This is a genomic window from Mycobacteroides abscessus ATCC 19977 (assembly GCF_000069185.1).
Taxonomy (GTDB): domain Bacteria; phylum Actinomycetota; class Actinomycetes; order Mycobacteriales; family Mycobacteriaceae; genus Mycobacterium; species Mycobacterium abscessus.
The window spans coordinates 531,218-556,449 of record NC_010397.1 but is presented as its reverse complement, the minus strand read 5'-3'; the positions used below and the strand labels follow the sequence as shown (position 1 = coordinate 556,449).

The 25,232-nt window shown below is 64.9% G+C and carries 25 protein-coding genes and 1 riboswitch; of the genes, 6 read left to right on the top strand and 19 right to left on the bottom strand.

Annotated features, from left to right (window positions below):
* Window positions 1-3 precede the first annotated feature (3 nt).
* Window positions 4-795, bottom strand: a complete 792-nt coding sequence (locus tag MAB_RS02960; protein WP_005092176.1) for an alpha/beta fold hydrolase — start codon at window positions 793-795, stop codon at window positions 4-6.
* A 52-nt stretch (window positions 796-847) separates the two neighbouring features.
* Here MAB_RS02960 and mhuD point away from each other — a divergent pair, with 52 nt between their 5' ends.
* Window positions 848-1,165 carry a mycobilin-forming heme oxygenase MhuD gene (gene mhuD / locus MAB_RS02955; protein ID WP_005065009.1) on the top strand — a complete coding sequence of 106 codons (318 nt, stop codon included), beginning with the start codon at window positions 848-850 and terminating at the stop codon, window positions 1,163-1,165.
* Between the two features lie 41 nt (window positions 1,166-1,206).
* A complete protein-coding gene (locus MAB_RS02950; protein WP_005092175.1) occupies window positions 1,207-2,502 on the top strand; it encodes a serine hydrolase in 1,296 nt (431 codons plus the stop codon).
* Window positions 2,503-2,585: 83 nt separating this feature from the next.
* Here the strand turns inward: MAB_RS02950 and MAB_RS02945 are convergent, their stop codons facing one another.
* Together MAB_RS02945 and MAB_RS02940 are read right to left on the bottom strand one after the other, a co-directional pair.
* Window positions 2,586-3,374 (bottom strand): CbtA family protein, encoded by a 789-nt coding sequence (locus tag MAB_RS02945; RefSeq protein WP_005083436.1) that lies wholly within the window; start codon window positions 3,372-3,374, stop codon window positions 2,586-2,588.
* A gap of 21 nt (window positions 3,375-3,395) precedes the next feature.
* Complete coding sequence (locus MAB_RS02940) at window positions 3,396-3,602, bottom strand: CbtB domain-containing protein (RefSeq protein WP_005065012.1); 207 nt, start codon at window positions 3,600-3,602, stop codon at window positions 3,396-3,398.
* A gap of 158 nt (window positions 3,603-3,760) precedes the next feature.
* Window positions 3,761-3,982: riboswitch (cobalamin riboswitch) on the top strand.
* Between the two features lie 96 nt (window positions 3,983-4,078).
* Here MAB_RS02940 and MAB_RS02935 point away from each other — a divergent pair.
* The 3 genes from MAB_RS02935 to MAB_RS02925 are packed head-to-tail and all read left to right on the top strand — an operon-like array spanning window position 4,079 to window position 6,911.
* On the top strand, window positions 4,079-5,137 hold the full coding sequence (locus MAB_RS02935; protein WP_005113933.1) for a FecCD family ABC transporter permease: 1,059 nt from the start codon (window positions 4,079-4,081) through the stop codon (window positions 5,135-5,137).
* Window positions 5,137-5,922: an ABC transporter ATP-binding protein gene (locus MAB_RS02930; protein WP_005092173.1), complete on the top strand. Its 786-nt coding sequence runs from the start codon at window positions 5,137-5,139 to the stop codon at window positions 5,920-5,922. The genes MAB_RS02935 and MAB_RS02930 overlap by 1 nt, the downstream gene beginning before the upstream one ends.
* Window positions 5,919-6,911, top strand: a complete 993-nt coding sequence (locus tag MAB_RS02925; protein ID WP_005092172.1) for an ABC transporter substrate-binding protein — start codon at window positions 5,919-5,921, stop codon at window positions 6,909-6,911. Before MAB_RS02930 ends, MAB_RS02925 begins: the two co-directional genes overlap by 4 nt.
* A 168-nt stretch (window positions 6,912-7,079) precedes the next feature.
* Here the strand turns inward: MAB_RS02925 and MAB_RS02920 are convergent, their stop codons facing one another.
* The 15 genes from MAB_RS02920 to MAB_RS02850 all read right to left on the bottom strand — a co-directional run bounded on the left by MAB_RS02920 (window position 7,080) and on the right by MAB_RS02850 (window position 22,761).
* On the bottom strand, window positions 7,080-9,614 hold the full coding sequence (locus MAB_RS02920; protein ID WP_005092171.1) for an ATP-dependent Clp protease ATP-binding subunit: 2,535 nt from the start codon (window positions 9,612-9,614) through the stop codon (window positions 7,080-7,082).
* Window positions 9,615-9,893: 279 nt separating this feature from the next.
* Window positions 9,894-10,238 carry a histone-like nucleoid-structuring protein Lsr2 gene (gene lsr2, locus MAB_RS02915; protein WP_005065018.1) on the bottom strand — a complete coding sequence of 115 codons (345 nt, stop codon included), beginning with the start codon at window positions 10,236-10,238 and terminating at the stop codon, window positions 9,894-9,896.
* A gap of 163 nt (window positions 10,239-10,401) precedes the next feature.
* Entirely contained in the window at window positions 10,402-11,904 is a 1,503-nt protein-coding gene (gene lysS, locus MAB_RS02910; protein WP_005065019.1) for a lysine--tRNA ligase, read from the bottom strand.
* 64 nt (window positions 11,905-11,968) lie between these two features.
* Window positions 11,969-12,784 carry a type III pantothenate kinase gene (locus MAB_RS02905; RefSeq protein ID WP_005065020.1) on the bottom strand — a complete coding sequence of 272 codons (816 nt, stop codon included), beginning with the start codon at window positions 12,782-12,784 and terminating at the stop codon, window positions 11,969-11,971.
* Window positions 12,785-12,786: 2 nt separating this feature from the next.
* Entirely contained in the window at window positions 12,787-13,209 is a 423-nt protein-coding gene (gene panD, locus MAB_RS02900) for an aspartate 1-decarboxylase (RefSeq protein WP_005083440.1), read from the bottom strand.
* A 12-nt stretch (window positions 13,210-13,221) separates the two neighbouring features.
* Window positions 13,222-14,154 carry a pantoate--beta-alanine ligase gene (gene panC / locus MAB_RS02895; protein ID WP_005092170.1) on the bottom strand — a complete coding sequence of 311 codons (933 nt, stop codon included), beginning with the start codon at window positions 14,152-14,154 and terminating at the stop codon, window positions 13,222-13,224.
* Window positions 14,155-14,193: 39 nt separating this feature from the next.
* A complete protein-coding gene (locus tag MAB_RS02890) occupies window positions 14,194-15,174 on the bottom strand; it encodes a Rossmann-like and DUF2520 domain-containing protein (protein WP_005113142.1) in 981 nt (326 codons plus the stop codon).
* A gap of 154 nt (window positions 15,175-15,328) precedes the next feature.
* Window positions 15,329-16,810 (bottom strand): DUF6779 domain-containing protein, encoded by a 1,482-nt coding sequence (locus tag MAB_RS02885; protein WP_005083444.1) that lies wholly within the window; start codon window positions 16,808-16,810, stop codon window positions 15,329-15,331.
* A gap of 70 nt (window positions 16,811-16,880) precedes the next feature.
* Window positions 16,881-17,348 (bottom strand): DUF3180 domain-containing protein, encoded by a 468-nt coding sequence (locus tag MAB_RS02880; protein WP_005113140.1) that lies wholly within the window; start codon window positions 17,346-17,348, stop codon window positions 16,881-16,883.
* On the bottom strand, window positions 17,348-17,857 hold the full coding sequence (gene folK, locus MAB_RS02875; RefSeq protein WP_005113139.1) for a 2-amino-4-hydroxy-6-hydroxymethyldihydropteridine diphosphokinase: 510 nt from the start codon (window positions 17,855-17,857) through the stop codon (window positions 17,348-17,350). Before folK ends, MAB_RS02880 begins: the two co-directional genes overlap by 1 nt.
* 11 nt (window positions 17,858-17,868) lie before the next feature.
* The gene (gene folB, locus MAB_RS02870) at window positions 17,869-18,249 is read right to left on the bottom strand and encodes a dihydroneopterin aldolase (RefSeq protein ID WP_005113138.1); all 381 of its coding nucleotides are present in this window, start codon (window positions 18,247-18,249) and stop codon (window positions 17,869-17,871) included.
* Window positions 18,246-19,298, bottom strand: a complete 1,053-nt coding sequence (gene folP, locus MAB_RS02865) for a dihydropteroate synthase (RefSeq protein ID WP_005086850.1) — start codon at window positions 19,296-19,298, stop codon at window positions 18,246-18,248. The genes folB and folP overlap by 4 nt, the downstream gene beginning before the upstream one ends.
* Window positions 19,295-19,909 carry a GTP cyclohydrolase I FolE gene (folE, locus tag MAB_RS02860; RefSeq protein WP_005113137.1) on the bottom strand — a complete coding sequence of 205 codons (615 nt, stop codon included), beginning with the start codon at window positions 19,907-19,909 and terminating at the stop codon, window positions 19,295-19,297. Before folE ends, folP begins: the two co-directional genes overlap by 4 nt.
* 1 nt (window position 19,910) lies before the next feature.
* Window positions 19,911-22,163: an ATP-dependent zinc metalloprotease FtsH gene (gene ftsH / locus MAB_RS02855; protein ID WP_005113928.1), complete on the bottom strand. Its 2,253-nt coding sequence runs from the start codon at window positions 22,161-22,163 to the stop codon at window positions 19,911-19,913.
* A 172-nt stretch (window positions 22,164-22,335) separates the two neighbouring features.
* Window positions 22,336-22,761, bottom strand: coding sequence for a hypothetical protein (locus tag MAB_RS02850; protein WP_005083450.1), 426 nt, complete (start codon window positions 22,759-22,761; stop codon window positions 22,336-22,338).
* A 208-nt stretch (window positions 22,762-22,969) separates the two neighbouring features.
* Here MAB_RS02850 and MAB_RS02845 point away from each other — a divergent pair, with 208 nt between their 5' ends.
* Complete coding sequence (locus tag MAB_RS02845) at window positions 22,970-24,538, top strand: substrate-binding domain-containing protein (protein ID WP_005113135.1); 1,569 nt, start codon at window positions 22,970-22,972, stop codon at window positions 24,536-24,538.
* Here the strand turns inward: MAB_RS02845 and MAB_RS02840 are convergent.
* Complete coding sequence (locus tag MAB_RS02840) at window positions 24,535-25,197, bottom strand: helix-turn-helix domain-containing protein (protein WP_005086856.1); 663 nt, start codon at window positions 25,195-25,197, stop codon at window positions 24,535-24,537. The genes MAB_RS02845 and MAB_RS02840 overlap by 4 nt on opposite strands.
* Window positions 25,198-25,232: the final 35 nt, after the last annotated feature.

The following is a 25,232-nucleotide window of genomic DNA, read 5'->3' as shown; positions in this document are numbered from 1 at the left end:
GCTTCAGGCTACGACCGACGCCCCTGGCGCACCCGGCGCCGCGAGGAAGTCGGAGACGGCGCTGCGGTAAAGCTTCGGTGAATCGTCGTGCATCAGATGTCCCGAGCCGGCGATCTTGAAATACGTTGTTCGCCGCCCTATTTCGGACATTTTCTGCATCTGCCCGGCCGGGGTCACCGTGTCGTCGGCCTCCAGCAGCAGCGCCGGGCACTGAACCGCTCGCCACTGGTCCCAGAAGTCGCGAACTCCCCACTCGGCGGCCGTGGATATCCATTCCTCGATGGGCCCGTGCAGCCTCCAGCCATCGTCAACGCGATCGAACGCCTCCCGGAAGTAGCGGCCCGCGATCTCGCCGAAGCGCGCGGTGAATTCCCCGGCGGAGGTGAAGACCTCCGGCCACGAATACAGCCAGGGCTCCCACGGGCCGGTCGTCCCGCCCACGAAATCCGGCGCCATATCCTCAACCACCAGGGCGGACACCAGATCGGGGCGCTGCGCGGCCAGGCACCACGAGTGCAACCCACCCATCGAGTGCCCGATGAGCACCACCGGTGCACCCACCGACCGCACCGCCTCGGCCAGCGCGTCCACGTAGCGCTCCGTCGAAACCGGTTGTGCATCACGGACGTCACCACCGCGATGCCACGGTGCGTCGTAGGTGTAGACGCGGCCGAGGCCACGTAGCCACGGTAGTTGCCGCGACCAGGTGGTGCCCCGGCCCATCAGCCCATGCACCAGCACCAGCGTGGGGCCGTCGGCATGCCCGCCGTGATCGGTGATGTGGTCGCGCTGCATGCCACTCATGATGCCTGCCTCCATCACTTCGCCGGACCGGTAGCCTTGTCCCATGTCCGTGGTGAAGATCAACGCAATCGAGATCCCCGAAGGTGCAGGTCCGGAGCTGGAGAAGCGGTTCGCTCACCGGGCCGGGGCTGTGGAGAACCAGCCCGGATTCCTGGGCTTTCAGCTACTTCGCCCCGTGAAGGGCGAGGACCGGTACTTCGTGGTCACCCAGTGGGAGTCCGAGGAGGCCTTCCAGGCCTGGGCCACCGGTCCGGCGGTCGAAGCACACGCCGGCCAGCAGGCCAAACCCGTGGCCACGGGCGCTCACCTGTTGGAGTTCGAGGTTGTGCTCGACGTGACCGGGGCCGCCGCCAAGGCGTGAACGAGGGTTCGCTACGCGCGCGTATGACGCGCGCCGTTTCCGTGTGCACGGTGGCCGCGGTGACTCTGGCACTGGGTGGCACGGCGGGGTGCGGCATCAAGCTGCGCCAGGTACCCCACGGTGATGTCGATACCAGCACGCCGCCGGGCCTGCGGTCGCAACAGCTGATCGACATGCTCAACTCGAACTGGCCGATCGGCAAGCAGGGTGTGGCGACGATGGCCGCCGCCAACAAGGTCGACGACTACACCGAGATCATGACCAAGCTGTGGGTCGACCGTCCTTACAAGGTCAGCTCGGTGGATCTCGGGGCGAACAGCTCCACCGTCCACTTGATCGCGCCCTACGGCGCCAATGTGGACATCGGACTACGCACCAATGACAAGGGCGATGTGGACCGGCTGGTGCCGTACCAGCAGCCACCGACCATTGCCAACTGGTCCGATGTGGATGCCGCGTTATCGGCGTCCGGCGGCCGGTACTCCTACCGGGCCTCCAAGATCGTCGACGGGCAATGCCAGCAGATCGCCGGAACCAACACGTCCCAAGCGATGCCCCTGGCTTCGGTCTTCAAGCTTTACGTGCTGTTGGCCGCGGGAACCGCGATCAACGCCGGCACACTCAGATGGGATGACCAGCTGACCGTCACCGACCGCGGCAAGGCGCTCGGCAGCTCGATGGACAAACTCCCGACGGGATCGACGGTGTCGGTACGTACCGCCGCCCAGAAGATGATCTCGGTGAGCGACAACATGGGCACCGACATGTTGATCAACCGTGTCGGCCGCCACGCGATCGAGAAGGCTCTCGCCGATGCCGGGCATCATGACCCCGCATCGATGACTCCGTTCCCCACCATGCACGAGCTGTTCAATATCGGCTGGGGCATCCCCGATGTGCGTCAACAGTGGAAGGACGCCACGACACCCGAGCAGCGCGGCCGCATGCTCGCCGAAGCCGACACGCACGACTACAAGCTGGACCCGGACCGGACCACCACGCCCGCATCCAAATACGGCATCGAGTGGTACGGCAGCGCCGAAGACATCTGCCGTGTGCACGCGGCCTTGCAGAAGGTCGCCGTCGGCCCGGCAGCACCGGTACGTGACATCCTGGCCGCGGAACCCGGCATCGATCTGCACAGCGAAAACTGGCGCTACATCGGCGCCAAGGGCGGCAACCTACCCGGTGACCTGACCTTCAGCTGGTACGCCGAGGACCGCACCCGGCAACCGTATGTGGTCAGCTTCCAACTCAATTGGGATCGCGCCTTCGGCCCTGGCGCGGCCGGATGGGTCATCGGCCTGGCCAAGGGCGTCTTCAAGAAGCTGGGATGAGCGCTTGCGCGAAGACCATCCGACTCCATGAGCGCTTGCGCGAACACCAGCAGACTCCATGAGCGCCCGGCACCTCCGGCGAGCTAAACGGCAGCCGGGGTGTCGACAGGCTTACGCGAGATCACCGTCGCGAAGCCGATACCGATGGTGGCCCACATGATTGCCTGGGTGGTGAACGAATACAGCCGGAACAGGTAGAGGTCGTGTGCCGGGAATCCCGGATAGACGATCTTCCCGTCGGCGTCCAGCAGTGGTTGCGGCGCCTCGACAAATCCGGGCGTGATTGCCATGACGAGTCCCACCAGCACCACGAACACCGCGGCCGCCAGCAACGTGGCCGACCAGGTGTCCATCCGTGCGGTGAGTTTCCGGCCGACCCACAGCGCCGCCGCCAACGCGATGGCCGCGACCAGGATCATCAGCACGAAGTATCCGGTGCGCTCCTTGATGGTGCCTTCGGCACTTGCCGCCGGCGGGTTGGCCGGAAACTTCAGGAACGGCACCACGTACAGCACCAGAAACAGGCCACCGGCCACCGAGAGCGCCAACGCACGCGGGCTCAGGTTGCCCACCCGTCCGATCGCCACCACGTAGGCCACCGAGAACAGTGCGCCCATCGCGATTCCGAATCCGATGACCCCAAGGGCCAGGCCCGCATTGGCCTGCGCGAACCGGCTGAACAGTTCCGCGCCCTCGTGATGGACGTGGACTCCGGCCGCCGCGTCAAGCGCGGCCTGCACCTCGCCCCGCCCGTCTTCGTAAGCGATCGCCCTATTGATGACGGGCTCGACGAATATCCATCCGAAGATGAAAGACAACAGCCCACCAACTGCGCCGAAGCCCAAGCCGCGCAGGATTATTGACTTTTCCATGAGGTTCGCTCGCCCTGGCCGTCAGTGGCAGGGGAAGCCCAGCAGGTGACGCGCATCGTGCACGAACTCGTGAACGTGCATATCGCTACCGAAGATCGATACCGCACCCTGGTCGATGCCGATGAAGTAGTAGGCCAGCAGCCCGAAGAGAGTGGTCAGGCTCAGCCACAGCGCGGCCTGAGGGATAGACACCGCAACCGGGCGGCTGACGGACGTTGTGTGTGCCATGTTGCTCCTTTTCGGGATACCGCGTCCCGATCTGTTCTGCTCGACAGCGGGGTCTGACTTTCACAGTGGCGCGACCGTCCTGGAATCACACCAGGTTCCCGTCTTGTCGAAGGACGCCTTGAGCTTAGTCGACGCGCCTGGTCTGCGCGTTCGAGTGATAGTTTTGGCGCCGCGTTGGTTTCTCCGAAGCACCGAGGAATGCTTCCGGGGATCGCAAGAGGGAATCCGGTGTGAATCCGGAGCTGCCCCGCAGCGGTGAGTGGAAACGACGGCGGCACGTATTGCACTGGGCCCAGGCCCGGGAAGCAGCCGCTGGTAGGTGAGGCGTGCGACGCCTCGTGTCCACGAGTCCGAAGACCTGCCACCGCGGCCGTACCACCAGGTGCGGTCATTCGCCGGTGCCGAGGGACCGCCTGGCGGATAGCGCTCTTTCGCGTATCCGTCATGTCTTGGTGCGGCAACCCGACGACGCAGGAATGTCGATGCCCACAGCACAGCACACACGGTCCCTGATCCTTGCGGTGCTCGGCGGACTGGCGGCGCTGGTGCTACTGACGGTGACCGCACTCGCCTTCGGCACCGCCGACGTGCCCTGGCGCGACTGTCTGCATTTCTTGTGGGCCGGCGCGAGCGGAGGCTCGGTGCCCGCCGTCGACGCCGCGAACTATCGGATCGTGGTCGAATCCAGGCTGCCGCGGGTGCTGCTGGCGGTCCTTGTCGGCGCCGGACTCAGCGTGGTGGGCGTGATCGTGCAGGCAATGGTCCGCAACGCCCTCGCCGATCCGTACGTTCTCGGAATCTCCTCGGGCGCCTCGGTGGGCGCGACCGCAGTGGTTGTCTACGGCGTGCTCGGTACCCTGGGCACCTATGCGCTCTCATTGTCGGCGTCCCTGGGCGCGCTCGCCGCTACCGCCGTCGTCTACCAGATCGCGCGCACACCACAGGGATTGGTACCACTGCGACTGGTCCTGGTAGGCACAGCGGTCGGTTACGGGTTGTCCGCGGTGACCACGGTCCTGGTGTTCTTGGCCCCGAACGGAGAGGCCGCCCGCAGCGTCATGTTCTGGCTGCTGGGCAGCCTGGGCGCGTCGTCCTGGGACAAGGTACCGGTGGCACTTGCCGCGACCGTGATCGGAATCCTCTGCGCTGGCGGGCTTGCCCGCCAGCTCAACGCCCTTGCCATGGGCGACGAGGTGAGCGCGTCGCTGGGCCTGGACGCCGGGCGATTCCGGGTGGCACTGTTCATCTTGTCGGCCGCGATGACAGGATGCTTTGTATCCATCTGTGGCGCGGTCGGATTCGTGGGTTTGGTCATTCCGCATGCCGCGCGGCTGCTGGTCGGCGCGGATCATCGCCGTGTCTTGATCGTGGCGCCGGTGCTGGGCGCGTGCTTTCTGGTGGCCGCTGACCTTGTCGCGCGGACCGCGATTCCGCCGCAGGAACTTCCGCTCGGTGCGATCACGGCCGCGGTCGGGGTTCCGGTCTTCGTCGGATTGATGCGCCGCCGCGCGATGTCCGCGGGGGCGGTCGGCTGATGGATGTCACCTTTCGGAACGTGTCCGTCAGCATCGCCGGCGCGCAGATCATTTCGGATATCCATCTGAATGTCGCGGCCGGCGGGTTCGTCGGCATTGTCGGCCCCAACGGCAGCGGTAAGTCGACAACCCTGCGCTGCCTGTACCGTGCGCTGACTCCCGCTTCCGGCGACGTTGCGGTCAACGGAGTATCGGTGCGGGCCATCAGCATGCGGGAGAACGCTCGTCAGGTGGCGGCGCTGACACAGGACATGTCGTTGGATTTCGATTTCACCGCCGCCGAGGTGATCGCCACCGGCAGGCTGCCACACGGCGCCTCACTGCGTGGCACTTCCCAGCTGGACAGGCAGATCTGCGCACGGGCCACCGAGACCGCGGACGTGACGGCACTGAGCGGCCGCACATTCGGTTCACTTTCGGGTGGTGAGCGCCAGCGAGTATTGATCGCCCGTGCCCTGGCCCAACAGCCACATGTGCTGGTACTCGACGAGCCGACCAACCATCTCGACGTACGCCATCAGTACTCGATACTCAATTCTGCCCGCGCGCTAGGCATTACGGTCATCGCCGCACTACACGACCTGAACCTGGCGGCACAGTACTGCGACACGATCCATGTCATGGCGGACGGCAACGTGGTGCTGTCCGGATCACCGCACGAGGTGCTGACCGCCGAGTCCGTCGGCCGGTGGTTCGGCATCGACTGCCACGTCATCACACATCCACGCAGCGGCGTCCCGCAGGTCATCTTTTACGCCGAACCAGAACGACAGGAGAAGCAATGAAGGCACTCATCGGCTCGGTCGCGGCGCTGGCGCTGCTCACGACGAGCTGCGCAACGATCGACGAGGCAAGCACCGCAACCGATCACGTGTCCGTCGACAATTGTGGTGCGCCTCTCCAGGTTCCGGTGCCGGTAACCCGGGTCGTCAGCAACGACACCGGGGTTACCGAGCTGCTATTCGCGCTGGGCCTGCAGGATCGGATGGCAGGCTACTTTCTGGACTCCGGGCAGGATCGGGACATCAGCACATCGCCCTGGAAGGCACAATTCGAGTCCACCACGAACCTGGGACAAGGATTTACCCGTGAGGCCGTGCAGACCGCGCGGCCCGATCTCGTTTTCGCCGGATGGAATTACGGATTCAGCGAAACCTCGGGGTTGACCCCGGATTGGGTGCGGTCCATCGGGGCGGTGCCCTATCAGCTGACAGAGGCCTGCCGGCAGTCCGGCACCGCGCGACGCGGAATCAAGGCGCCCCTGGAGGCCCTCTACGAAGACCTCACCAACTTAGGGATCATCTTCGGGGTCCAGGACCGGGCGCGTGACCTGATCGCCTCATACCGCCAGACCATCGAAGACGTGCAGTCCCACGCCCCGCACGAGCAGGCACCCGTACGTGTCTTCCTATATGACAGCGGTGATGCCGAGCCGTTCACGTCGGGTAGGACGGCGGCGCCGCAGCAGATCATCGAGAAGGCAGGCGGCCGCAATATATTCTCCGATCTCAACGACAGTTGGACCACCAGCGCCTGGGAAACCGCGGCCCAGCGAGACCCGCAGGTGATCATCGTCTGCGACTACGGCGTGGGGCCCAACAACACCGCACAGGCAAAGATCGACCTGCTCAAGGCGCAACCGCTGATGCGGCACACCCAGGCGGTACGAGACGAAAACTTCATCGTGCTGCCCTACGCCGCACTCGTCGAAGGGCCACGCAACCCCGACGCCATCGTCACCCTGGCGAACTACCTGCGCAGCAAGGGATTCTGAGCCCCTGTACCGACGCGCCCCTGTACCGACGCGGCGAAACTACGGTTTTTGACGCATCGCCCGAGATACGGGCTCCAAACGCGGCGTGTCGGCGCGGAAGGCTTCCCCGAAAAGCCGAACGCCCGGCCGCCGCATAATGCGACAGCCGGGCGTTCGATCAGAACCGATTTACTCCGAGGCGGAGGCGGCCAGGTCGGCGGCAGGCTCCTCACCGGCGACCAGTGCGGGCTTCGGACGGCCGACGAAGGTGAACTTCGCGTCCTCGCCGGCACTCTCGCCGTCCCAGTTCTCGACGTCGACGGTGACCAGCTCGCCGGGACCGACCTCGTTGAAGAGAATCTTCTCCGAGAGTGCGTCCTCGATCTCGCGCTGAATGGTCCGACGCAGCGGGCGGGCGCCTAGCACCGGATCGAATCCGCGCTTGGCCAGCAGCGACTTGGCCTTGTCGGTGAGCTCCATGGCCATGTCTTTGGTCTTGAGCTGCTTGCCCACCCGCCCGATCATCAGGTCGACCATCTCGATGATCTGTTCCTGCGTCAGCTGCTCGAAGACGATGATGTCATCGATGCGGTTGAGGAACTCAGGACGGAAGTGCTTCTTGAGCTCGTCGTGGACCTTCTGCTTCATCCGCTCGTAGTTCGAGCCGGCCGCACCTTCGGAGAATCCGAGGCCGACGGCCTTCGAGATATCCGACGTGCCCAGGTTCGAGGTGAAGATCAGCACGGTGTTCTTGAAATCGACCGTGCGTCCCTGGCCGTCGGTGAGGCGACCGTCCTCGAGAACCTGCAACAGGGTGTTGTAGATCTCCTGGTGAGCCTTCTCGATCTCGTCGAACAACACCACGCTGAACGGCTTCCGGCGCACCTTCTCGGTGAGCTGGCCGCCCTCCTCGTAGCCGACGTATCCCGGGGGAGCGCCGAAAAGCCTTGAGGCGGTGAAGCGGTCGTGGAACTCGCCCATGTCGATCTGGATGAGCGCGTCGTCGTCGCCGAACAGGAAGTTGGCCAGCGCCTTGGACAGCTCGGTCTTACCGACACCGGACGGCCCGGCGAAGATGAACGAGCCCGAGGGGCGCCGCGGGTCCTTCAGACCGGCACGGGTGCGGCGGATGGCCTTGGAGACGGCCTTGACGGCGTCCTCCTGGCCGATGATCCGCTTGTGCAGCTCGTCCTCCATGCGCAGCAGCCGAGTGGTTTCTTCCTCGGTCAGCTTGAACACGGGGATACCGGTCCAGTTGCCCAGCACCTCGGCGATCTGCTCATCATCGACTTCCGCGACCACATCTAAGTCACCTGAACGCCATTGCTTTTCGCGATCGGCACGCTGGGCCACCAGCTGCTTCTCGGAGTCGCGCAGGCGCGCGGCCTTCTCGAAGTCCTGCGCGTCGATGGCCGATTCCTTCTCCCGGCGCGCATCGGCGATCTTCTCGTCGAACTCGCGCAGGTCTGGCGGCGCGGTCATGCGGCGGATGCGCATGCGGGCACCGGCCTCGTCGATCAGGTCGATCGCCTTGTCGGGCAAGAACCTGTCGTTGATGTACCGATCGGCCAGGGTCGCCGCGGCAACCAATGCGCCATCGGTGATGGACACCCGGTGGTGTGCCTCGTAGCGGTCGCGTAGACCCTTGAGGATCTCGATGGTGTGCTCGACCGTCGGCTCGCCCACCTGCACCGGCTGGAACCGGCGCTCCAGGGCGGCGTCCTTCTCGATGTACTTGCGGTACTCGTCGAGTGTGGTCGCACCGATGGTCTGCAGCTCGCCACGAGCCAGCTTCGGCTTCAGGATCGAGGCCGCGTCGATCGCGCCCTCGGCCGCGCCCGCACCCACCAGCGTGTGCAGCTCGTCGATGAACAGGATGATGTCACCACGGGTGTTGATCTCCTTGAGCACCTTCTTGAGGCGTTCCTCGAAATCACCGCGGTAGCGGCTGCCGGCCACCAGGGACCCCAGGTCCAAGGTGTACAGCTGCTTGTTCTTCAGTGTCTCGGGCACCTCGCCGTGCACGATCGCCTGGGCCAGACCCTCGACGACGGCGGTCTTGCCGACACCGGGCTCGCCGATCAGCACCGGGTTGTTCTTGGTGCGGCGGCTCAGCACCTGCATGACCCGCTCGATTTCCTTCTCACGGCCGATGACCGGATCGAGCTTGCCCTCCATGGCGGCCGCGGTCAGATTGCGGCCGAACTGGTCGAGCACCAGCGACGTAGAAGGTGTGCCGGCTTCTCCGCCCCTGCCACCGGTACCCGATTCTGCGGTCTCCTTGCCCTGGTAGCCACTGAGCAGCTGGATGACCTGCTGACGCACCCGAGTCAGCTCGGCGCCCAGCTTGACGAGCACCTGTGCGGCAACGCCCTCGCCCTCGCGAATCAGGCCGAGCAGGATGTGCTCGGTGCCGATGTAGTTGTGGCCGAGCTGCAGCGCCTCGCGCAGGCTCAGCTCCAGCACCTTCTTGGCACGCGGAGTGAACGGAATGTGCCCGGACGGCGCCTGCTGACCCTGGCCGATGATCTCCTCGACCTGGCTGCGCACCCCTTCCAGCGAGATGCCCAACGACTCGAGCGACTTGGCGGCGACGCCCTCGCCCTCATGGATCAGACCCAGCAGGATGTGCTCGGTGCCGATGTAGTTGTGGTTGAGCATGCGGGCCTCTTCTTGGGCCAGCACAACCACCCGCCTGGCGCGGTCAGTGAATCTCTCGAACATCGGTCTCCCTCGCTTCCTCGTCCGGCCTTTGCGCAAGCGGTTCATGGTGCCGCTTGGGGCTCTTCCCAAACGACTCATCCCCGCTGGCACTAGGACCTAATCGCCACTCTAGTGGTCGGCCGTAGTCGGCGCGGTGTTCGCATACCTGGAGATGGCCCCACTACACGAAATCACCGCACCCGGCGGTGCTTGTTAGGCAACCGAACAACGCCAGATGCGGTGAAAACGTTTCCGATATTGACCCGGCTTCGCCCTAAGCGAAATTGTCCCGGGAACGTACTAGTTGGCCGCGTTGAACGCGTCGACAACTTCGGCGGGAATGCGGCCACGCGAGGACACATTGTGCCCGTTCTTACGTGCCCACTCGCGGATCGCCGCACTCTGCTCGCGATCGATGCTGGCACGGCCACGACCCGAGCCCGAACTCCCCCGCCCGCGACGACGTCCGCTCACACGACGCGCGTGCTCGACCCATGTAGAGAGCTGATTACGCAGCTTCTCCGCATTCTTAGAAGAAAGGTCGATCTCGTAAGTCACACCGTCAACACCGAATTCAACGGTCTCGTCGGCAGGCGCTTCGCCGTCGACGTCGTCGACAAGCGTGACCGTGACCTTCTTAGCCATTCCTTTTTTCCTTCCAAAAGCGGAACCCCCGTTGGTCCATCTCAAACATGCCACGGTTTGTCGCAAAGTTCAACATACGCGCAAGGCTGCGCGTGTTCCGCGCAAGGCAAGCGTTTCACTACACTCATAGTTGAAAAGTGTGACAAAAATTCGGACGCGTAGATCAGAGTGTGGGTCGCACAATCGGGAACAAGATCGTTTCTCGAATTCCCAGCCCCGTAAGCGCCATCAACAACCGGTCAATGCCCATCCCCGTTCCTGCGGCAGGAGGCATCGCGTGCTCCATCGCGCCGAGGAAATCCTCGTCCAGACTCATCGCCTCATCATCACCGGCGGCCGCCAATCGGGCCTGGTCAACGAACCTTTCGCGTTGAATGACCGGGTCAATGAGCTCCGAGTACCCGGTGGCCAATTCAAAGCCACGGACATACAAATCCCACTTCTCGGTGACACCCGCAATACTCCGGTGCTGACGGGTCAACGGGGACGTCTCAACTGGGAAATCCCTGACAAAAGTCGGAGCGTACATTTTGTCACCGACCTGGTGTTCCCATAGTTCCTCGATCAGTTTTCCGTGCCCATAACCGCGGTCGGTAGGAATCTCGGCGCCAACCCGATCTGCGATCTTCCATAGCTCGGCAACCGGCGTATCGGGCGTGATCTCCTCCCCGAGAGCTTCTGACAACGACGGATACATTTCCAAGGTCGTCCACTCGCCGTCCAAGTCGTAGGTCGACCCATCGGGCAACGTCACCTGCCTGGTTCCCATTGCGTCGTCGGCTACCTCTTGGATGAGCTCACGGATCATTGTCGCGGCGGTGTCGTATGTGCCGTAGGTCTCGTATGTTTCCAACATCACGAATTCGGGGGAATGTGTGGAATCCGCGCCTTCATTTCGGAATACCCGGTTGAGTTCGAAAATCTTGTCGAAACCCCCGACGAGTGCCTTTTTCAGGAAAAGTTCCGGCGCAATACGCAGATACAGGTCGATATCAAGCGCGTTCGAATGCGTAATGAAGGGGCGTGCGGCAGCACCTCCGGCGAGGGTCTGCAAGATCGGCGTCTCCAACTCCAAGAAGTCACGGCGGTGCATAGCGTCACGAATAGCCCGCATCACCGCGACACGCTGTCGCGCGATCTGGCGCGCCTCGGGTCGCACGATGAGATCCACGTAGCGCTGGCGCACTCTGGTCTCTTCGGACATCTCCTTGTGAGCAACGGGCAGAGGCCGGAGGGACTTCGATGCCATCTGCCAGCGATCCGCCATCACGCTCAACTCGCCCCGGCGCGAGCTGATGACCTCTCCGTGCACAAAGACGATGTCGCCTAGGTCCACATCGGTCTTCCAGTCGGCGAGCGACTGCTCGCCGACGCCGGCGAGGCTGATCATCACCTGTAGAGAGGTGCCGTCACCCTCCTGAAGCGTCGCGAAACACAGCTTGCCGGTGTTGCGGGAGAAGATGACCCGGCCCGAGACACCTACCTGGTCGCCGGTGCTGGTATCGGTTTCCAGATCCGTGTAGGCATCTCGAATCTGCTTGAGGCTATGGGTTCTGGGCACCTCCACCGGATACGGTTGAACGCCTTCGGCAAGCAGCTTCTCGCGCTTGGCCTGCCGGATGCGAAATTGTTCCGGCAAGCTGGTCTGCGCGTCAGGATCAGTCACGTCTCGGCAGCTTAGCGGTAGTGCTCCGCACCTGAACTGCGCTGCCGATCTGACGCATGGATCTCTACCTGGTCGCGCGTGCCTTGCCGCGCTGGTCCGCCCGGTTGCGCTCGTACACCAGCCGCAGACCATCCAGGGTCAGGTGTTCCTCATAGCGGTCCACGGTGTGGGTCTCGGGCAGGATCAACGGCGCGGTATGGCCGGTGGCCACCACCGTGACGCCCGCGGCTCCGAAGCCGTCGATATCGCGGCGCACGCGTTCCACGAGCCCGTCCACCAATCCGGCGAAACCAAAGACCGCCCCCGACTGCATGCACTCGACCGTGTTCTTTCCGACGACGGAACGCGGTCTGGTCAGCTCGACTCTGCGCAGCGCGGCGCTACGGGCGGCGGCGGCATCGGAGGACACCTGCACGCCCGGGGCGATCGCACCGCCGAGAAATTCGCCCTTGGCCGACACCACGTCCACACAGATCGAGGAACCGAAATCCACCACGATGCACGCCGAGCCGAATCGGTGGTGGGCCGCAAGGCAATTGACGATGCGGTCGGCGCCGACCTCCTTGGGGTTGTCCACCAACAGCGGGAGCCCGGTGCGTACACCGGGCTCGATCAGCACCTGCGGAACCGACGACCAGTACTGATCGAACATTCCGCGCATTTCGTGCAGGACCGATGGCACCGTGGAAAGCGCCGCGACCCCGGTGAGTGTCTCGCTGTCGTCGCCGATGAGTCCATCGATCGTCAGGGCCAGTTCGTCTGCCGTGATCTCCGCTTCGGTACGAATCCGCCAGTGCTGAACCACCTTGGCGTGCTCGCCCGTACCGGAAACCAGCCCCAGCACCGTGTGGGTATTACGTACGTCGATCGCCAACAGCACGGTTACACCAGACCGCGTGGTGACACCAGGCCGAAGTTCTCGGGCACGTACGCCGGGTCATCGGAATGCTCGCCCAGTTCTACCTGCTTGTTATCCGAATCGACGAACACCACCCGCGGTGTGAACGCGCGGGCCTCTTCATCAGTCATCACACCGTAGGCGATGATGATCACCAGATCCCCGGGGTGCACTAGATGCGCTGCGGCCCCATTGATTCCGATCACGCCACTGCCCCGCGTGCCGGTAATCGCGTAGGTCTCCAGCCGGGCCCCGTTGTCGATGTCGACGATGGTGACCTGCTCGCCTTCCAACAGATCAGCGGCCTCCATGAGATCGGGGTCGATGGTCACCGAGCCGACGTAATGCAGGTCGGCGTGCGTCACCGTGGCGCGATGGATCTTCGACTTCATCATCGTGCGGAACATCATGTCCTCCAGTCAATTTCGCCAGGGAAGCTCGTGGTCGGGGTCTGTCGGCCCCGTTGGTCCGATCTCGATGGGAACGTTGTCCAACAGCCTGGTGCTCCCCAGCTTGGCCGCCACCAGCATGCGGCCGGGCCCGTGCGCGGGTGCCGGACCCAAATCGGCACCGCGCACCTCCAGATAGTCGACCTCGATGGCCGGCACCTCATCGAGCACGGCGCGCGCGGCATCCAGGGCTGCCTCTACCCCTGCCGAAGCGGAATAGATTCCGGCAAGCAGGGCGGCCGATAGGGCCCCCGCCTGCTCACGGTGCTCTTCGCTCAGGTACACATTCCGCGACGACATCGCCAGCCCGTCGGCCTCACGGACGATCGGCACGGGAACGATGCGCGTCGTGATATTGAGATCGGTGACCATCTGTCGGATGAGCACCAGCTGCTGGTAATCCTTCTCCCCGAAGTACGCGCGGTCAGGCGCCACGATTTGCAGCAGTTTGAGCACGACCGTGAGCATTCCGGCGAAGTGCGTTGGACGTGAAGCGCCTTCGAGCTCAGCACCTAGCGGACCGGGTTGCACGGTGGTGCGCCGGCCATGCGGATACATCGCCTCCGCATTCGGGGCGAACACCAGCTCCACACCCTCCTCGCGCAACTTCGCGACATCGGAGTCCAGTGTGCGTGGATACGCCTCGAGATCCTCGCCCGGACCGAACTGCAGCGGGTTGACGAAGATGGACACCACGACAACGGCACCGGGCACCTTCCGGGCGTGCCGGACCAGCGTCAGATGGCCCTCATGCAGCGCACCCATGGTCGGCACCAAGACGATCCGTCGGCCGGTGTGCCGCAACGCCTTCGACACGTCGTACATGGTCTCGGGGTCGTGGTGAACGGTCAGCTCTCCCCGAAGGTAGCCCTTCGGCCCCTTCGGACCATACAAACTCGTCATCTCAGTGCCTTACCTTGCCTTACCTTGCCTTAGCTTGCCTTAACCGGCGTCGCGGGGTTCCAGTGCAGAGAAAACCGATTGGGGGGCGTGCGCGCGCTGCGCGGTTCTGCGCGCGTCGGCGCGGTAAGCGTCGGCCAACGCCGGGTCTGCCTCCATGAGTGCGTCGAGGTGACGTCCGATGGCAGCGCCGTCTCCCCGCGCCACCGGACCCGTCAGTGCCGCCTGGCCGCGGTCCAGGGCGTTAGTGACCGCAGCACGCACCAGTGGTGCCAGCACACGCTCCGGCAGCCCGCCCGGCCCGTCGCCGATTGTCTCCTGCCCCAACAACTCCTGGCCCCAGAGCGCTGAGCGCAGCGCCTCGACCGCATCCAGTACCAGCGTCACCACATGGTTGCTGCCGTGAGCCAGGGCGGCGTGATAGAGAGTGCGGGCATCCTCGCGCACCCGGACCGGCTCGCCGCCGATCTCCAGCACCAAGGCCGTGCCAATCGCATACCCGATTTCGTCTGCTGCGGTAATTCCAAAGCAGGAGTTGGGAAGTCGTTCGATATCCTCGTCGCCACCGGCGAACGTCATGGCCGGATGAATGGCCAGCGGCATACACCCCAGAGCGGTCAACGGATCCAGGACTGCGATGCCGTTGGCCCCCGAGGTATGCACCACGATCGTTCCGGGGCGCACCGAACCGGTGGCGGCAAGACCGGCGACCAGGGCCGCCAACTCATGATCCGGCACCGCGAGGATCAGCAGTTCAGCGCGTGGCGCCACTTCTTGGGCAGGCAGTATCTGGCTTTCCGGCAGACGCTGCTCGGCGCGTCGGCGTGAGGCCTCGGACACGGCACTGCATGCGACGACGAAGTGACCCGCCGTCTCCAGCGCGACGCCTAGGGCAGTGCCCACTCGACCGGCGGAGATAATTCCGACGGCCAGCCGGGCCGGCCGCAGGCCGTCGAGAGGACCGTCGGACTGGTCGTCGACTGGGCCATCGACAGGGCCATCGACAGGGAAAGCCTCAGGCATGCTGAACGAGACACCTCGCAGACTAGATACGTTCCAGTCCTGCCCTGCAGGTACCGGACGGTCACCAGCAGAGTAGTCCTCCGGCTGCGCTATCGGCAGAGGCGTGAGCCGTTAGATTGCTCACTTTGACGCACGGTGACGATATCGCCGCGGATCAGTCCTCACGGCGGCGCCGACGGCCGCCGCCGGACTCGGAAGAATCGGTTTGGATGCGTCCCAGCAGGTCCGCGACCGAGAAACCGCCCGTGTCCTCCGCGCGACGCCGACCACGTGTTTCTTCGGATTCCTCGGGTTCGGGAGCCCGGCGCTTTCCGCGCTTCTCCTCCGGCTCGGTTTCCGGTGCCCGATGCCCACCCGAGCTCTCCGGATAGTTCGGCTGCTCGGGAGCCGGCGGTGGTGGGTACGAGGGTTCGGGGGCCCAGTGTCCGCCGCCCGTGTTCTCGGCTGCGGCAGGGGCCTGATGCCGGGACGGGGTGCCGGAGTGACGTCCGCCGGCCGCGGGTTCTGCCTGATAGGGGCTCGGCGGCGCGACAGGCTCGTTGGAGGCCCAATTGCTGCCTGCAGTCCCGGGGGGTAACCACTGACCTTCCGCCGGTGCCGGGGCCCAGGCACTGGGCGGCGGCGCGGGGGGCTGCGGAACATGCCATTCCGGCGCCGGCGCGTTCCATGCCTGCTGGGGAGCAGGCTGTTCGGGCGGTGCCATCGGCGCGGGGACCGGATCCCAATCCTCACCGTCGGCGGCGGCGTCCCAATCCTCTTGTCTGGCAGCCCAATATGGTTGCTGCGTGGGCTCGGCGGCGGCCGGGAATTGCTGTTCGTGTCCGGGTACCGGAGGCTGCGCCACATGCGGTTCGGGTTGCGGGCGCCAATGCGTCCCGGAGGACACCGGCTGCTGGTACGGCTCTGGCTCGTGAGGTTGAGCCGCCCCGTAATAAGGAGGGGTGGGATAGGGCGGTGTCGGGGGCGCCTGTTCCTGGTCCACATGGTGGGGGTCTTCGGCGACGTCGATGATCGGGTACTCCGATGTCCGGCTGTCCTCATCGACGGCGGTGACATCCTGGTACTCGTCGGCGACAGCGGGCTGCGGCTCGCGAACGGAGTGGGCGAAGGCGGCGGTGCTCGTCGTCGGCACCGGCTGCGGCTCGGCCCCGGGCCAGGGCCCGAGGGCGCGAATCGGGTCGTGCTCGATCGCGGGGCGGTCACTGAGATCGGTGTTGAACAGGATCTCCAGGTTGGTGCGCAATGCGGCGAGCTCGGCCCGCAACGTCGCGATCTCGTCAGCCGCCTGTGCCTCGATCTCACCCGCCAGCTGCTGGCGCAATCGGCTCTCGACGGTCAGCTCGTACTCACGACGTGCCGAGATCTCCCGTTCCAGCTGCAGGTCGTAGACGAGTTTCTGATCGCGCACCTTGGCTTGATCGGTATCGCTCTGCCGGCGATAGGTCAGTGCTGCGAACGATGCGATGACAGCCGCCCACAGCGCCAGCAACAGGCCGACGCGCAAATATATGGCCTTATCGGTGAAGACGAGCGCGATGCCGGACCCGATCGCGAGCACCAGCAACGCGGTCAGCAACGCCCAGCCGGGACGCCTGCTGCCACGCCGGGGCTTAGCCGCTCGGGTGGGCATGGTCATGGAGGTGACTGTACCTGGACAGCGCAGTGTGCTGGCCGACCTCGAATCGGCGATTCGACATGCGTGGGTGCTATCTCGCGGGGGTCGCGGGCGGGTCCGGCGGCGACTTACAGCAATGCTGAAGCCACAGCCCGGCGACGACGAGCGCCAACGCGCATCCGGTCGCGATCACCACGCCGAGAGTGTCGGCCGCCGCGGCGGCCAGATGTGCGCGCCGCGGCAGGATGTAAACGAGCATCGCCATCCACCATCCGGTCATCAGCGTGCCCAGCCACGCCGAAGCCTTCGCGACCACAACCGAACGCGCCACGGCCAACGCAGGCAAACGCCCCGCGCCCACGCCGATCTGGCCGTCGTTGACCCTGTTACGCACGTAGAACGCCCAGCCGGCCTCCGCGACCGCCAGCACCAGCAGCGAGACGCCGGCAAGCAGGGGAATCGGCGGCAGGGATCCGTAAGCCGCCGAAACAAAGAAATAGCAAAAGATCGCCGTGACGACGCCCGCGACCAGCAGATCGCGGAAGCGGGTGGTTCCCACTACGTCACCGGACCGGTCAGGGCGGCATCCATCCGCCGCACACCCTCGCGTTCGGCCGCGTCGAGTCCGGACAGCAGGTCGGCCACCGGGCGCACCACACCGTCGACGGTGAGTACCGCGCCGGGCTCCAGCGCCAGCCACGGCACCAGCACGAAGGCCCGCAGATGCGCACGCGGATGCGGCAGCGTGAGATCCGGGTCATCGGAAAGGACCTCACCAGCATCATGGCGACGACAGCTGATCACATCAACGTCGAGAGTCCTTGGACCCCAACGCTCGTCGCGCAATCGCTGCGCCGACTGCTCCAGGCGGTGCGCCACCGCAAGCCACTCCAGGGGCTCGCGTCCGTCGGCGACGACGATTGCGTTGAAGAAGTCCGGCTGCGGAACATGCCCCCACGGAGCGGTCTGATACACCGGCGAGACGCCGACCACGTCCGAGCCCAGTGCGTCCACCACCGATTGCAGGTGCGCGAGCCTGTCACCGACATTGGAGCCGATCGAAAGCACGGCACGCACCGCTACCGCGCCCCGGACCGAGATCGCCGGGAGCGACGGGCCACCACCGCCACATCGCCGAACGTCAACGGAATCGGCGCGTTCGGCTTATGCACCACCGCCTCCACCGCGTGAACTCGTGAGTCGGTCATCACGTCCTCGGCGATCGCACCCGCGACGGACTCGATGAGATTGCGCGGCGGCCCCGACACGATCGCGGCCGCGCGCTGAGCCAAGTCTCCGTAGTCAAGTGTGTCGGCCAGCTGATCGGTGGCCGCCGCCGTATCGAGGTCCAGCCAGACAGTGATGTCGACCGAAAACTCCTGTCCATCACGACGCTCATGCTCAAAAACTCCGTGGTAGCCAAATACTTTCAACCCACGCAGCTCGATACGGTCGGTCATTTCGGTTCACCTTTGGCGCCGCGTTGCGCCACCTCCCGACGCCACCTGCCACCCGCGGTCTTACTGGGCTCGGGCCGTGCGGTGCGCACCGTCACCTCGGTGGTGACCTCATCCTGCGCGATGGTCACGGGCGGGGATTCCGGCGCGGGCGGCGGTTCCGGGGCGGCTGCCTCTTGGGCTTCTTCTTCACCCTCTTCGACGGTTTCCGCACCGCCGGTCTCCCAGGCGCGCACCACCTTCAACGCGTCCATCGAGGCCGTCACGTCATGGACACGTACCCCCCACACCTCGTGCAGCGCACCCAGCGCGGTGATGACGGCCGTCGCGGTTTCACGGCCGTCGGGCGGCCGCTCCACACCCTTGAGGTCGGTAAGCAGCGAGCCCAGGAACCGTTTGCGGGACGCACCGATCAAGATCGGGTAGCCCAGTTCTTGCAGGTCCGGGATCGCTTGCAGCAGCAGCCAGTTGTGGTGTGCGGTTTTGGCGAAGCCCAGGCCCGGGTCGAGGATGAGCTTGTCCGGTGAGACACCCGCGTTGACCGCCACCGCCACCGACTCCATCAGCTCACGAGAAACGTCGGCGACCACATCGCGATAGTTTCGGGTAGCCGGTGTGTGGATGAAATCCTTTGAACGCCAATGCATCAGAATCCAAGGAACACCTCGTTGCGCGATCAGCTGCGCCATCTCCGGGTCGGACCTGCCGCCCGAGACATCGTTGACCATGTTCGCGCCGGCATCGATCGCGGCGGCCGCGACCTCCGCACGCATGGTGTCCACACTGATGTTGATGCCATGACTGGCAAGCTCTTTGATCACCGGGATGACACGTTGCATCTCGATCTTCTGCCTGATCGGCGCCGCACCAGGCCGAGTCGACTGGCCACCGACATCGATGATGTCCGCGCCCGCGGACGCAAGCGCCAGGCCGTGCGCTACCGCGTCCGATTGACGGACGAATCGTCCACCGTCAGAGAAGGAGTCGTCGGTGACATTGACGACTCCCAGGATGTGGGTCAGTGCGGGAGTTTCCGTCACGCCAGCGATCATGTCCTCATCATCAAGTCAAGAACCTCGGCCCGGGAAGCGGCGTCACGTTTGAACTGACCCCGTACGGCGGAGGTCGTGGTAGTCGCACCGGGCTTGCGTACGCCGCGCATGGCCATGCACAGATGCTCGGCTTCCACCACGACGATCACTCCGCGCGGCTCGAGCTTGCGCACCAGCGCGTCGGCGATCTGCGCTGTCAGACGCTCCTGCACCTGCGGTCGTTTCGCGTAAAGGTCAACCAAGCGAGCGATTTTCGAGAGCCCCGTGACGCGGCCGTGCTGGCCGGGGATGTATCCGACATGTGCGACGCCGTGGAACGACACCAGGTGATGTTCACACGTCGAGTACATCGGTATCGACTTCACCAACACCAGCTCGTCATGCTGCTCGTCGAAGGTGGTGTTCAGCACGGTATCCGGATCGGTGTAGAGCCCGGCGAAAATCTCCCTGTACGCACGCGCGACGCGGGCCGGTGTATCCGCCAAGCCATGCCGATCCGGGTCTTCACCCACCGCATAGAGCAGTTCACGGACCGCGGCCTCGGCACGTGCCTGGTCGAAGACGTGACCGGTCGGATGGCCGTTGTACTCGGCCGTCTCGGGCGAGTTCATATCAGCCCTTGCTCTCGCTGCCCTCGTCCGGAGCCGGGCCCGGCTGCTGATGCGGAGTCGGCACCGGGTACGGGTAGGGCTGCGGCGGATATGGCTGATAGCCCGGCTGCGGGTGCGGAGCCTGCCCGGGGGGAGGCCAGCCGGGTGCGTGCCAGCCGGCGGGAGCCCCATAGTTGACTCCAGGCGGAACGGGCTGTCCACCTTGGCCGTTGGGGAGATGTCCATGCGGACCCGCAGGCGCCGGTGGCACCCCATTGGCGGGCGCCGCCGCAGCCGCCTGCTCGGCGATGGCCTTCTTGAACGCGGGCTCCGGGACCGGTGGGGGCCAGGGTTCGCCACGTTCGATAGCAAGCTCGCCGGGCGTCTTGATGGGCGGCTTGTCGGAGGGGATACGACCGCCAAAGTCGTCGAACATGGTCAACCGCGGACGGCGCTGGACGCCGGAGAAGATTTCCTCGAGTTCCTTACGGACCACCGTTTCCTTCTCCAGCAGTGCGCCGGCCAGGGTGTCCAGCACATCCCGGTACTCGGTGAGGATCGCCCATGCCTCGGTGTGCGCCGCCTCGATGAGATTGCGCACCTCCTCATCGATTTCGCGGGCGACCTCATGGGAGTAATCAGCCTGGGTGCCCATCGTGCGGCCCAGGAACGGATCACCGTGTTCAGTGCCGTAGCGCACCGCTCCGAGCTTGGCGCTCATCCCGAACTCGGTGACCATCGCACGGGCCTTCTTGGTGGCCTGTTCGATATCGGACACCGCACCGGTGGTCGGCTCCCGGAACACGAGTTCTTCGGCCGCCCGGCCGCCCATCGCGAAGACCAGCTGCGCGATCATTTCCGACCTGGTGGCCAGGCCCTTGTCATCCTCGGGAACCGCTATGGCGTGTCCGCCGGTACGCCCACGCGCCAAGATGGTCACCTTGTACACCCGCTCGATATCGGGCATGGCCCAGGCAGCCAGCGTGTGGCCGGCCTCGTGATACGCGGTGATCTTCTTTTCGTGCTCGCTGATGATGCGCCCCTTGCGACGGGGACCACCAACGACCCTGTCGACCGACTCCTCCAGCGCGGCAGCCGTGATCACGGTGCCGTTCTCACGGGCCGTGAGCAACGCCGCCTCGTTGATCACGTTGGCAAGGTCGGCACCGGACATGCCGACGGTGCGCTTGGCCAGGCCATCGAAGTCGACATCGGGGCCGAAGGGCTTGCCCGCCGAATGGACTTTGAGCACGGCCTTGCGGCCCGCCAGGTCGGGGCTGGACACCGGGATCTGCCGGTCGAAACGACCGGGACGCAACAGTGCCGGATCCAGGATGTCGGGGCGGTTGGTCGCGGCGATCAGGATGACACCCTGCCGGTCACCGAAGCCATCCATCTCCACCAACAGCTGGTTCAGGGTCTGTTCACGCTCGTCGTGCCCACCGCCCAGGCCGGCGCCACGCTGCCGTCCGACTGCGTCGATCTCGTCGACGAAAATGATGCAGGGACTGTTCTGCTTGGCCTGCTCAAACAGGTCACGCACGCGCGAAGCGCCAACGCCCACAAACATTTCCACGAAGTCGGAGCCGGAGATGGTAAAGAACGGCACTCCTGCCTCACCGGCGACCGCACGGGCCAACAGCGTCTTACCGGTGCCGGGCGGGCCATAGAGCAGCACGCCACGCGGGATCTTGGCACCGAGCGCCTGATACCGCGACGGGTTCTGCAGGAAGTCCTTGATCTCGTAGAGCTCCTCGACCGCCTCGTCGACACCTGCCACGTCGGCGAAGGTGGTCTTGGGCATGTCCTTGGACAGCTGCTTGGCACGCGATTTACCGAAACCGAATCCCATGCCCCGGCCCCCGGACTGCATCCGGCTGAACGCGAAGAACAGCACCACCAGCAGGATCACCGGCAGCAGGTACAGCAGCAGCGATCCCAGGATGCTGCCCTGGTTGACCGTCGTGTTGACGGCCGCGCCCTTGCCGTTGAGCTTCTCCAGTAATGGCACCCCGTACCCGGTGGGGTACTTGGTGATGACCTTGTCCTTACCTTCGGTATCACCGTTGGCGGCCTTCAGGTCCAGCCGCAGCTGCTGCTCACGGTCGTCAATGCGGGCGCTTTTGACGTTGTCGGTGTCGATCTGCTTGATCGCGACCGTGGTGTCCACGGGCTTGTAACCGCGGGTGTCGTCGCTGAAGTAGAAGAACGACCACCCCAGCAGCAGCACCACCACGATGACGCCCAGGGTGCGAAACACGTTTGTCCGGTTCATACAGCGTCGGCCGCGGTCAGCGGCCCGGTCCTTCCGTAGTCATGGGGCAGGCCATAGGAAGCCATAGAGGTATTCATCAAGAACTCTCAGGCTACCTCACCTGCATGTTCGCATCTGTGGCGTGCACTACGCCCAGGGTGAAACGGAGGTAGTCCCCTGGCGGCACGCGCCGTCAGGTGTTGAAGAGGCTCATGTGCAGGTAAACCTCGTCGGGCGACCTGATGTCCTGGACGATATGGCGGTATACCCAGGGCTTCTCGACATGGTCTTGAGCTTCCGTGACGTTGGCGGCCCCAGACAACGGAGGACCTGCGATGACCGTCAGCGCGGAAGGGTCCGGCACGGGCCGGAAGGGCTCGGTGAACTTCGAGTTCCGCAAGATCGTGCCCACCTGGTGCTCGCTGGCCCGCACTACGACCCTGTAGATGGTGTCGATGCCGTGATCCATCCGAACCTTGAGCACCTGTACCCCTGCAGGGATGTCGATCCGCCCGAATGCCTGGGCCTCGGCCACCGGTACCTCGACATCCGTCGGACCGAAATCCAGAGAACACCCAGCTAACAGCGCGCACAGCAGCAGCCCGACCAGCACCCGCATCAATCCCCCTCCATAGCGGTCAACCGCCTGCTCAGCCCTTCGGACAGTGATCTTGTTCACGGTACTATCGCCCGAGCCTCACGACGCGGGCACCAGGTCTGCGTGCGGCCGAGAACGAAGAGGTCCAGTCATGCCTGGTCGCCACAGTGAACGCCATCGCAGAAGGCAACAACACTCAGGGGGCTTAGGCCTGACCAAGTGGATCGCGTTGGCCGCCGTTGCCCTCCTGCTCGGCGGGCTTGGGTTTTTCGCCTATGAGAAGTTATCCGAGCGATGCGGTGACGTTCGGACCGTCGCCGTCTCCGCCGACCCGGCGATCACTCCGGCCGTGTCGAAGGCGATTGACGGCGCCGGTGCCAAGGAATTGGGCTGCGCACAATTCACCGTGACCGCCAAACCCTCCGCCACCACCGCCGCGACCATCGGCAAGCCCGGCGGCGCACCCGCGCTGTGGCTCCCCGATTCGTCCCTGTGGCTGGCCAGGCAGATGCGTGCCACCGGCGCAGCACTGGACTCGGCAAGTCAATCGGTGGCCAGAACCCCGATCGTGGTGGCGGCCAAACCGGGTCAGACCCCAACCTTCGACTCGTGGTTGAGCGTGTTGAAGCAGCCGGGTCTGCGAATCGGCAATCCGCTGGAAGACTCCGTCTCGGCCGGCCCCGTGCTGGGCGCCCTCGCCGAGGCCGAACAGGGCAAGAGCGATCCCAACGCCATCACCGCAGCGCTCGTTCCGGTTGCCCAAGCGCAACTGACCAACACCAAGCAGAGCAGCGTGCAGGAACGGCTCGAAGAGGTGGCCAAAACCGGCGGTCTGGCGGTCTCAACAGAGCAACAGCTGCTCGACTACAACGCCAAGCACCCGGACACCACGCTCGCCGCCCTCGTTCCGGCGACCGGCGCACCCACCCTGAACTATCCGATTGCCGTGACCGAACCCGCCAACGACCGGCATGCCGATGCGAAACGCTCCGGCGAGGTGCTCGCTGAACGCCTCTCGGGCGACCGCGGGAGAGAGGCCTTGGCGGCCGCCGGTTTCCGCGGGCCGGATTTCGCACCACTGCAGGGCAATGGCGTCGGCGCCGTGGAAGCGCTCACCGTCAACGACTTGACGGCATTCGATACGGCAATGCGCCGATACGCGGTGCTGGCCTTGCCTTCCCGCATGCTTGCCGTGCTTGACGTGTCCGGCTCGATGAAATTCTCCGCCGGTCCGACCACGCGTGTCGGCCTGCTTAGCCAGGCAATCGACAACGGCCTTCCGTTGTTTCCGGAGAACGCGCAGATCGGCCTGTGGGCCTTCTCGATCGACAAGGGTGGCCCCGGCCAGGACTGGAAGGAACTGCTCCCCATCCGCACGCTCGGCGAGAAAGTCGGCGACAAGACTCAACGCCAGCTGCTGGCCGATGAAGGCCACGGCCTGGACGCACTGGTCGGCGGTGGGACCGGCCTGTATGACACCGCGCGCGCGGCGTTCCGCAAGGTGCAGTCGACCTACGACCCCCACTACATCAACAGCGTGGTGATCATCACGGACGGCTCGAACGAGGATCCCAACGGCATCTCACTGGAGCAACTACTCGCGACGCTCAAGAAGGAGCAGGATCCGGCACGACCCGTCGTCCTGATCACCCTGGGCATCACCGAGGATGCCGATGCCACTGTCCTCAAACAGATTTCGGACGCCACACCGGGTGCCGGCAGCCGAGTCGCACGTAACGCGGATGAGATTCCCAACATCGTGATCGACCTCATCAAGGCCCGGACCACGGCGCGCTAAATGAAGACCGCCTCCGGTTGTGGCGGATCCGCGAGCAGCGTGGGCAGGACGAAGACCCTTACGTAACGCCGAACCTGCTCGGGATCGTCGGTTCCCGGTATCAGCCCCAGCAGCAGGGACAACGCGACCGACAGTACGTAGCGCGCCGCGTCCTCGGGCCGGACGCCCTGACGCACCTCCGCCATCCGGGTGCTGAATACGCCCGCGTACATAGCCGTCAACAGATCAATGAGGTTGGGGGCGTCCACAATCAGCGACGCAACCGTGCCGCGATCGTCACGGTCGGCCAGCACCCGCAGTAGCGGATTGGCACCGACCTCCACCGAGACGATCACGAGTGATTCCGGGATGATCTCGGCGAGGCTCTTCAGTGCCATCAGGCGTCCGATCATGTTGGTGATCTCGTTCATGGTCGCGCGAACCACCAGGGCGTCCATCAAGTCGTCACGATTGCGAAAATGCCGATACACCACCGCGCGGCTGTATCCGGCTTCCCGCGCAATGGCTTCCATCGTGGACGCGGCGTATCCGCGTGCGATGAACAGGCGTTCGGCGGCATCGAGCAGCTGCTCCTGCGCCTGCTGTGCGGTATTACCGCCGCCCGGCGGCCTGCCGCGGCCGCGGGGAGCCTTGTCCTCGCCCTGCGCCTTGCGGGCCATCCTCTCGCCGCCTCCTCAAACAATATATTGACACT

What these genes read in the sequence shown, in the direction of transcription:
- MAB_RS02960 (WP_005092176.1), bottom strand. Translation starts at nt 795, where the DNA reads ATGCAGCGCGACCACATCACCGATCACGGCGGGCATGCCGACGGCCCC.
- mhuD (WP_005065009.1), top strand. Translation starts at nt 848, where the DNA reads ATGTCCGTGGTGAAGATCAACGCAATCGAGATCCCCGAAGGTGCAGGT.
- MAB_RS02945 (WP_005083436.1), bottom strand. Translation starts at nt 3,374, where the DNA reads ATGGAAAAGTCAATAATCCTGCGCGGCTTGGGCTTCGGCGCAGTTGGT.
- MAB_RS02940 (WP_005065012.1), bottom strand. Translation starts at nt 3,602, where the DNA reads ATGGCACACACAACGTCCGTCAGCCGCCCGGTTGCGGTGTCTATCCCT.
- MAB_RS02935 (WP_005113933.1), top strand. Translation starts at nt 4,079, where the DNA reads ATGTCGATGCCCACAGCACAGCACACACGGTCCCTGATCCTTGCGGTG.
- MAB_RS02930 (WP_005092173.1), top strand. Translation starts at nt 5,137, where the DNA reads ATGGATGTCACCTTTCGGAACGTGTCCGTCAGCATCGCCGGCGCGCAG.
- MAB_RS02925 (WP_005092172.1), top strand. Translation starts at nt 5,919, where the DNA reads ATGAAGGCACTCATCGGCTCGGTCGCGGCGCTGGCGCTGCTCACGACG.
- MAB_RS02920 (WP_005092171.1), bottom strand. Translation starts at nt 9,614, where the DNA reads ATGTTCGAGAGATTCACTGACCGCGCCAGGCGGGTGGTTGTGCTGGCC.
- lsr2 (WP_005065018.1), bottom strand. Translation starts at nt 10,238, where the DNA reads ATGGCTAAGAAGGTCACGGTCACGCTTGTCGACGACGTCGACGGCGAA.
- panD (WP_005083440.1), bottom strand. Translation starts at nt 13,209, where the DNA reads ATGTTCCGCACGATGATGAAGTCGAAGATCCATCGCGCCACGGTGACG.
- panC (WP_005092170.1), bottom strand. Translation starts at nt 14,154, where the DNA reads ATGACGAGTTTGTATGGTCCGAAGGGGCCGAAGGGCTACCTTCGGGGA.
- MAB_RS02890 (WP_005113142.1), bottom strand. Translation starts at nt 15,174, where the DNA reads ATGCCTGAGGCTTTCCCTGTCGATGGCCCTGTCGATGGCCCAGTCGAC.
- MAB_RS02885 (WP_005083444.1), bottom strand. Translation starts at nt 16,810, where the DNA reads ATGACCATGCCCACCCGAGCGGCTAAGCCCCGGCGTGGCAGCAGGCGT.
- folB (WP_005113138.1), bottom strand. Translation starts at nt 18,249, where the DNA reads ATGACCGACCGTATCGAGCTGCGTGGGTTGAAAGTATTTGGCTACCAC.
- folP (WP_005086850.1), bottom strand. Translation starts at nt 19,298, where the DNA reads ATGATCGCTGGCGTGACGGAAACTCCCGCACTGACCCACATCCTGGGA.
- folE (WP_005113137.1), bottom strand. Translation starts at nt 19,909, where the DNA reads ATGAACTCGCCCGAGACGGCCGAGTACAACGGCCATCCGACCGGTCAC.
- ftsH (WP_005113928.1), bottom strand. Translation starts at nt 22,163, where the DNA reads ATGAACCGGACAAACGTGTTTCGCACCCTGGGCGTCATCGTGGTGGTG.
- MAB_RS02850 (WP_005083450.1), bottom strand. Translation starts at nt 22,761, where the DNA reads ATGCGGGTGCTGGTCGGGCTGCTGCTGTGCGCGCTGTTAGCTGGGTGT.
- MAB_RS02840 (WP_005086856.1), bottom strand. Translation starts at nt 25,197, where the DNA reads ATGGCCCGCAAGGCGCAGGGCGAGGACAAGGCTCCCCGCGGCCGCGGC.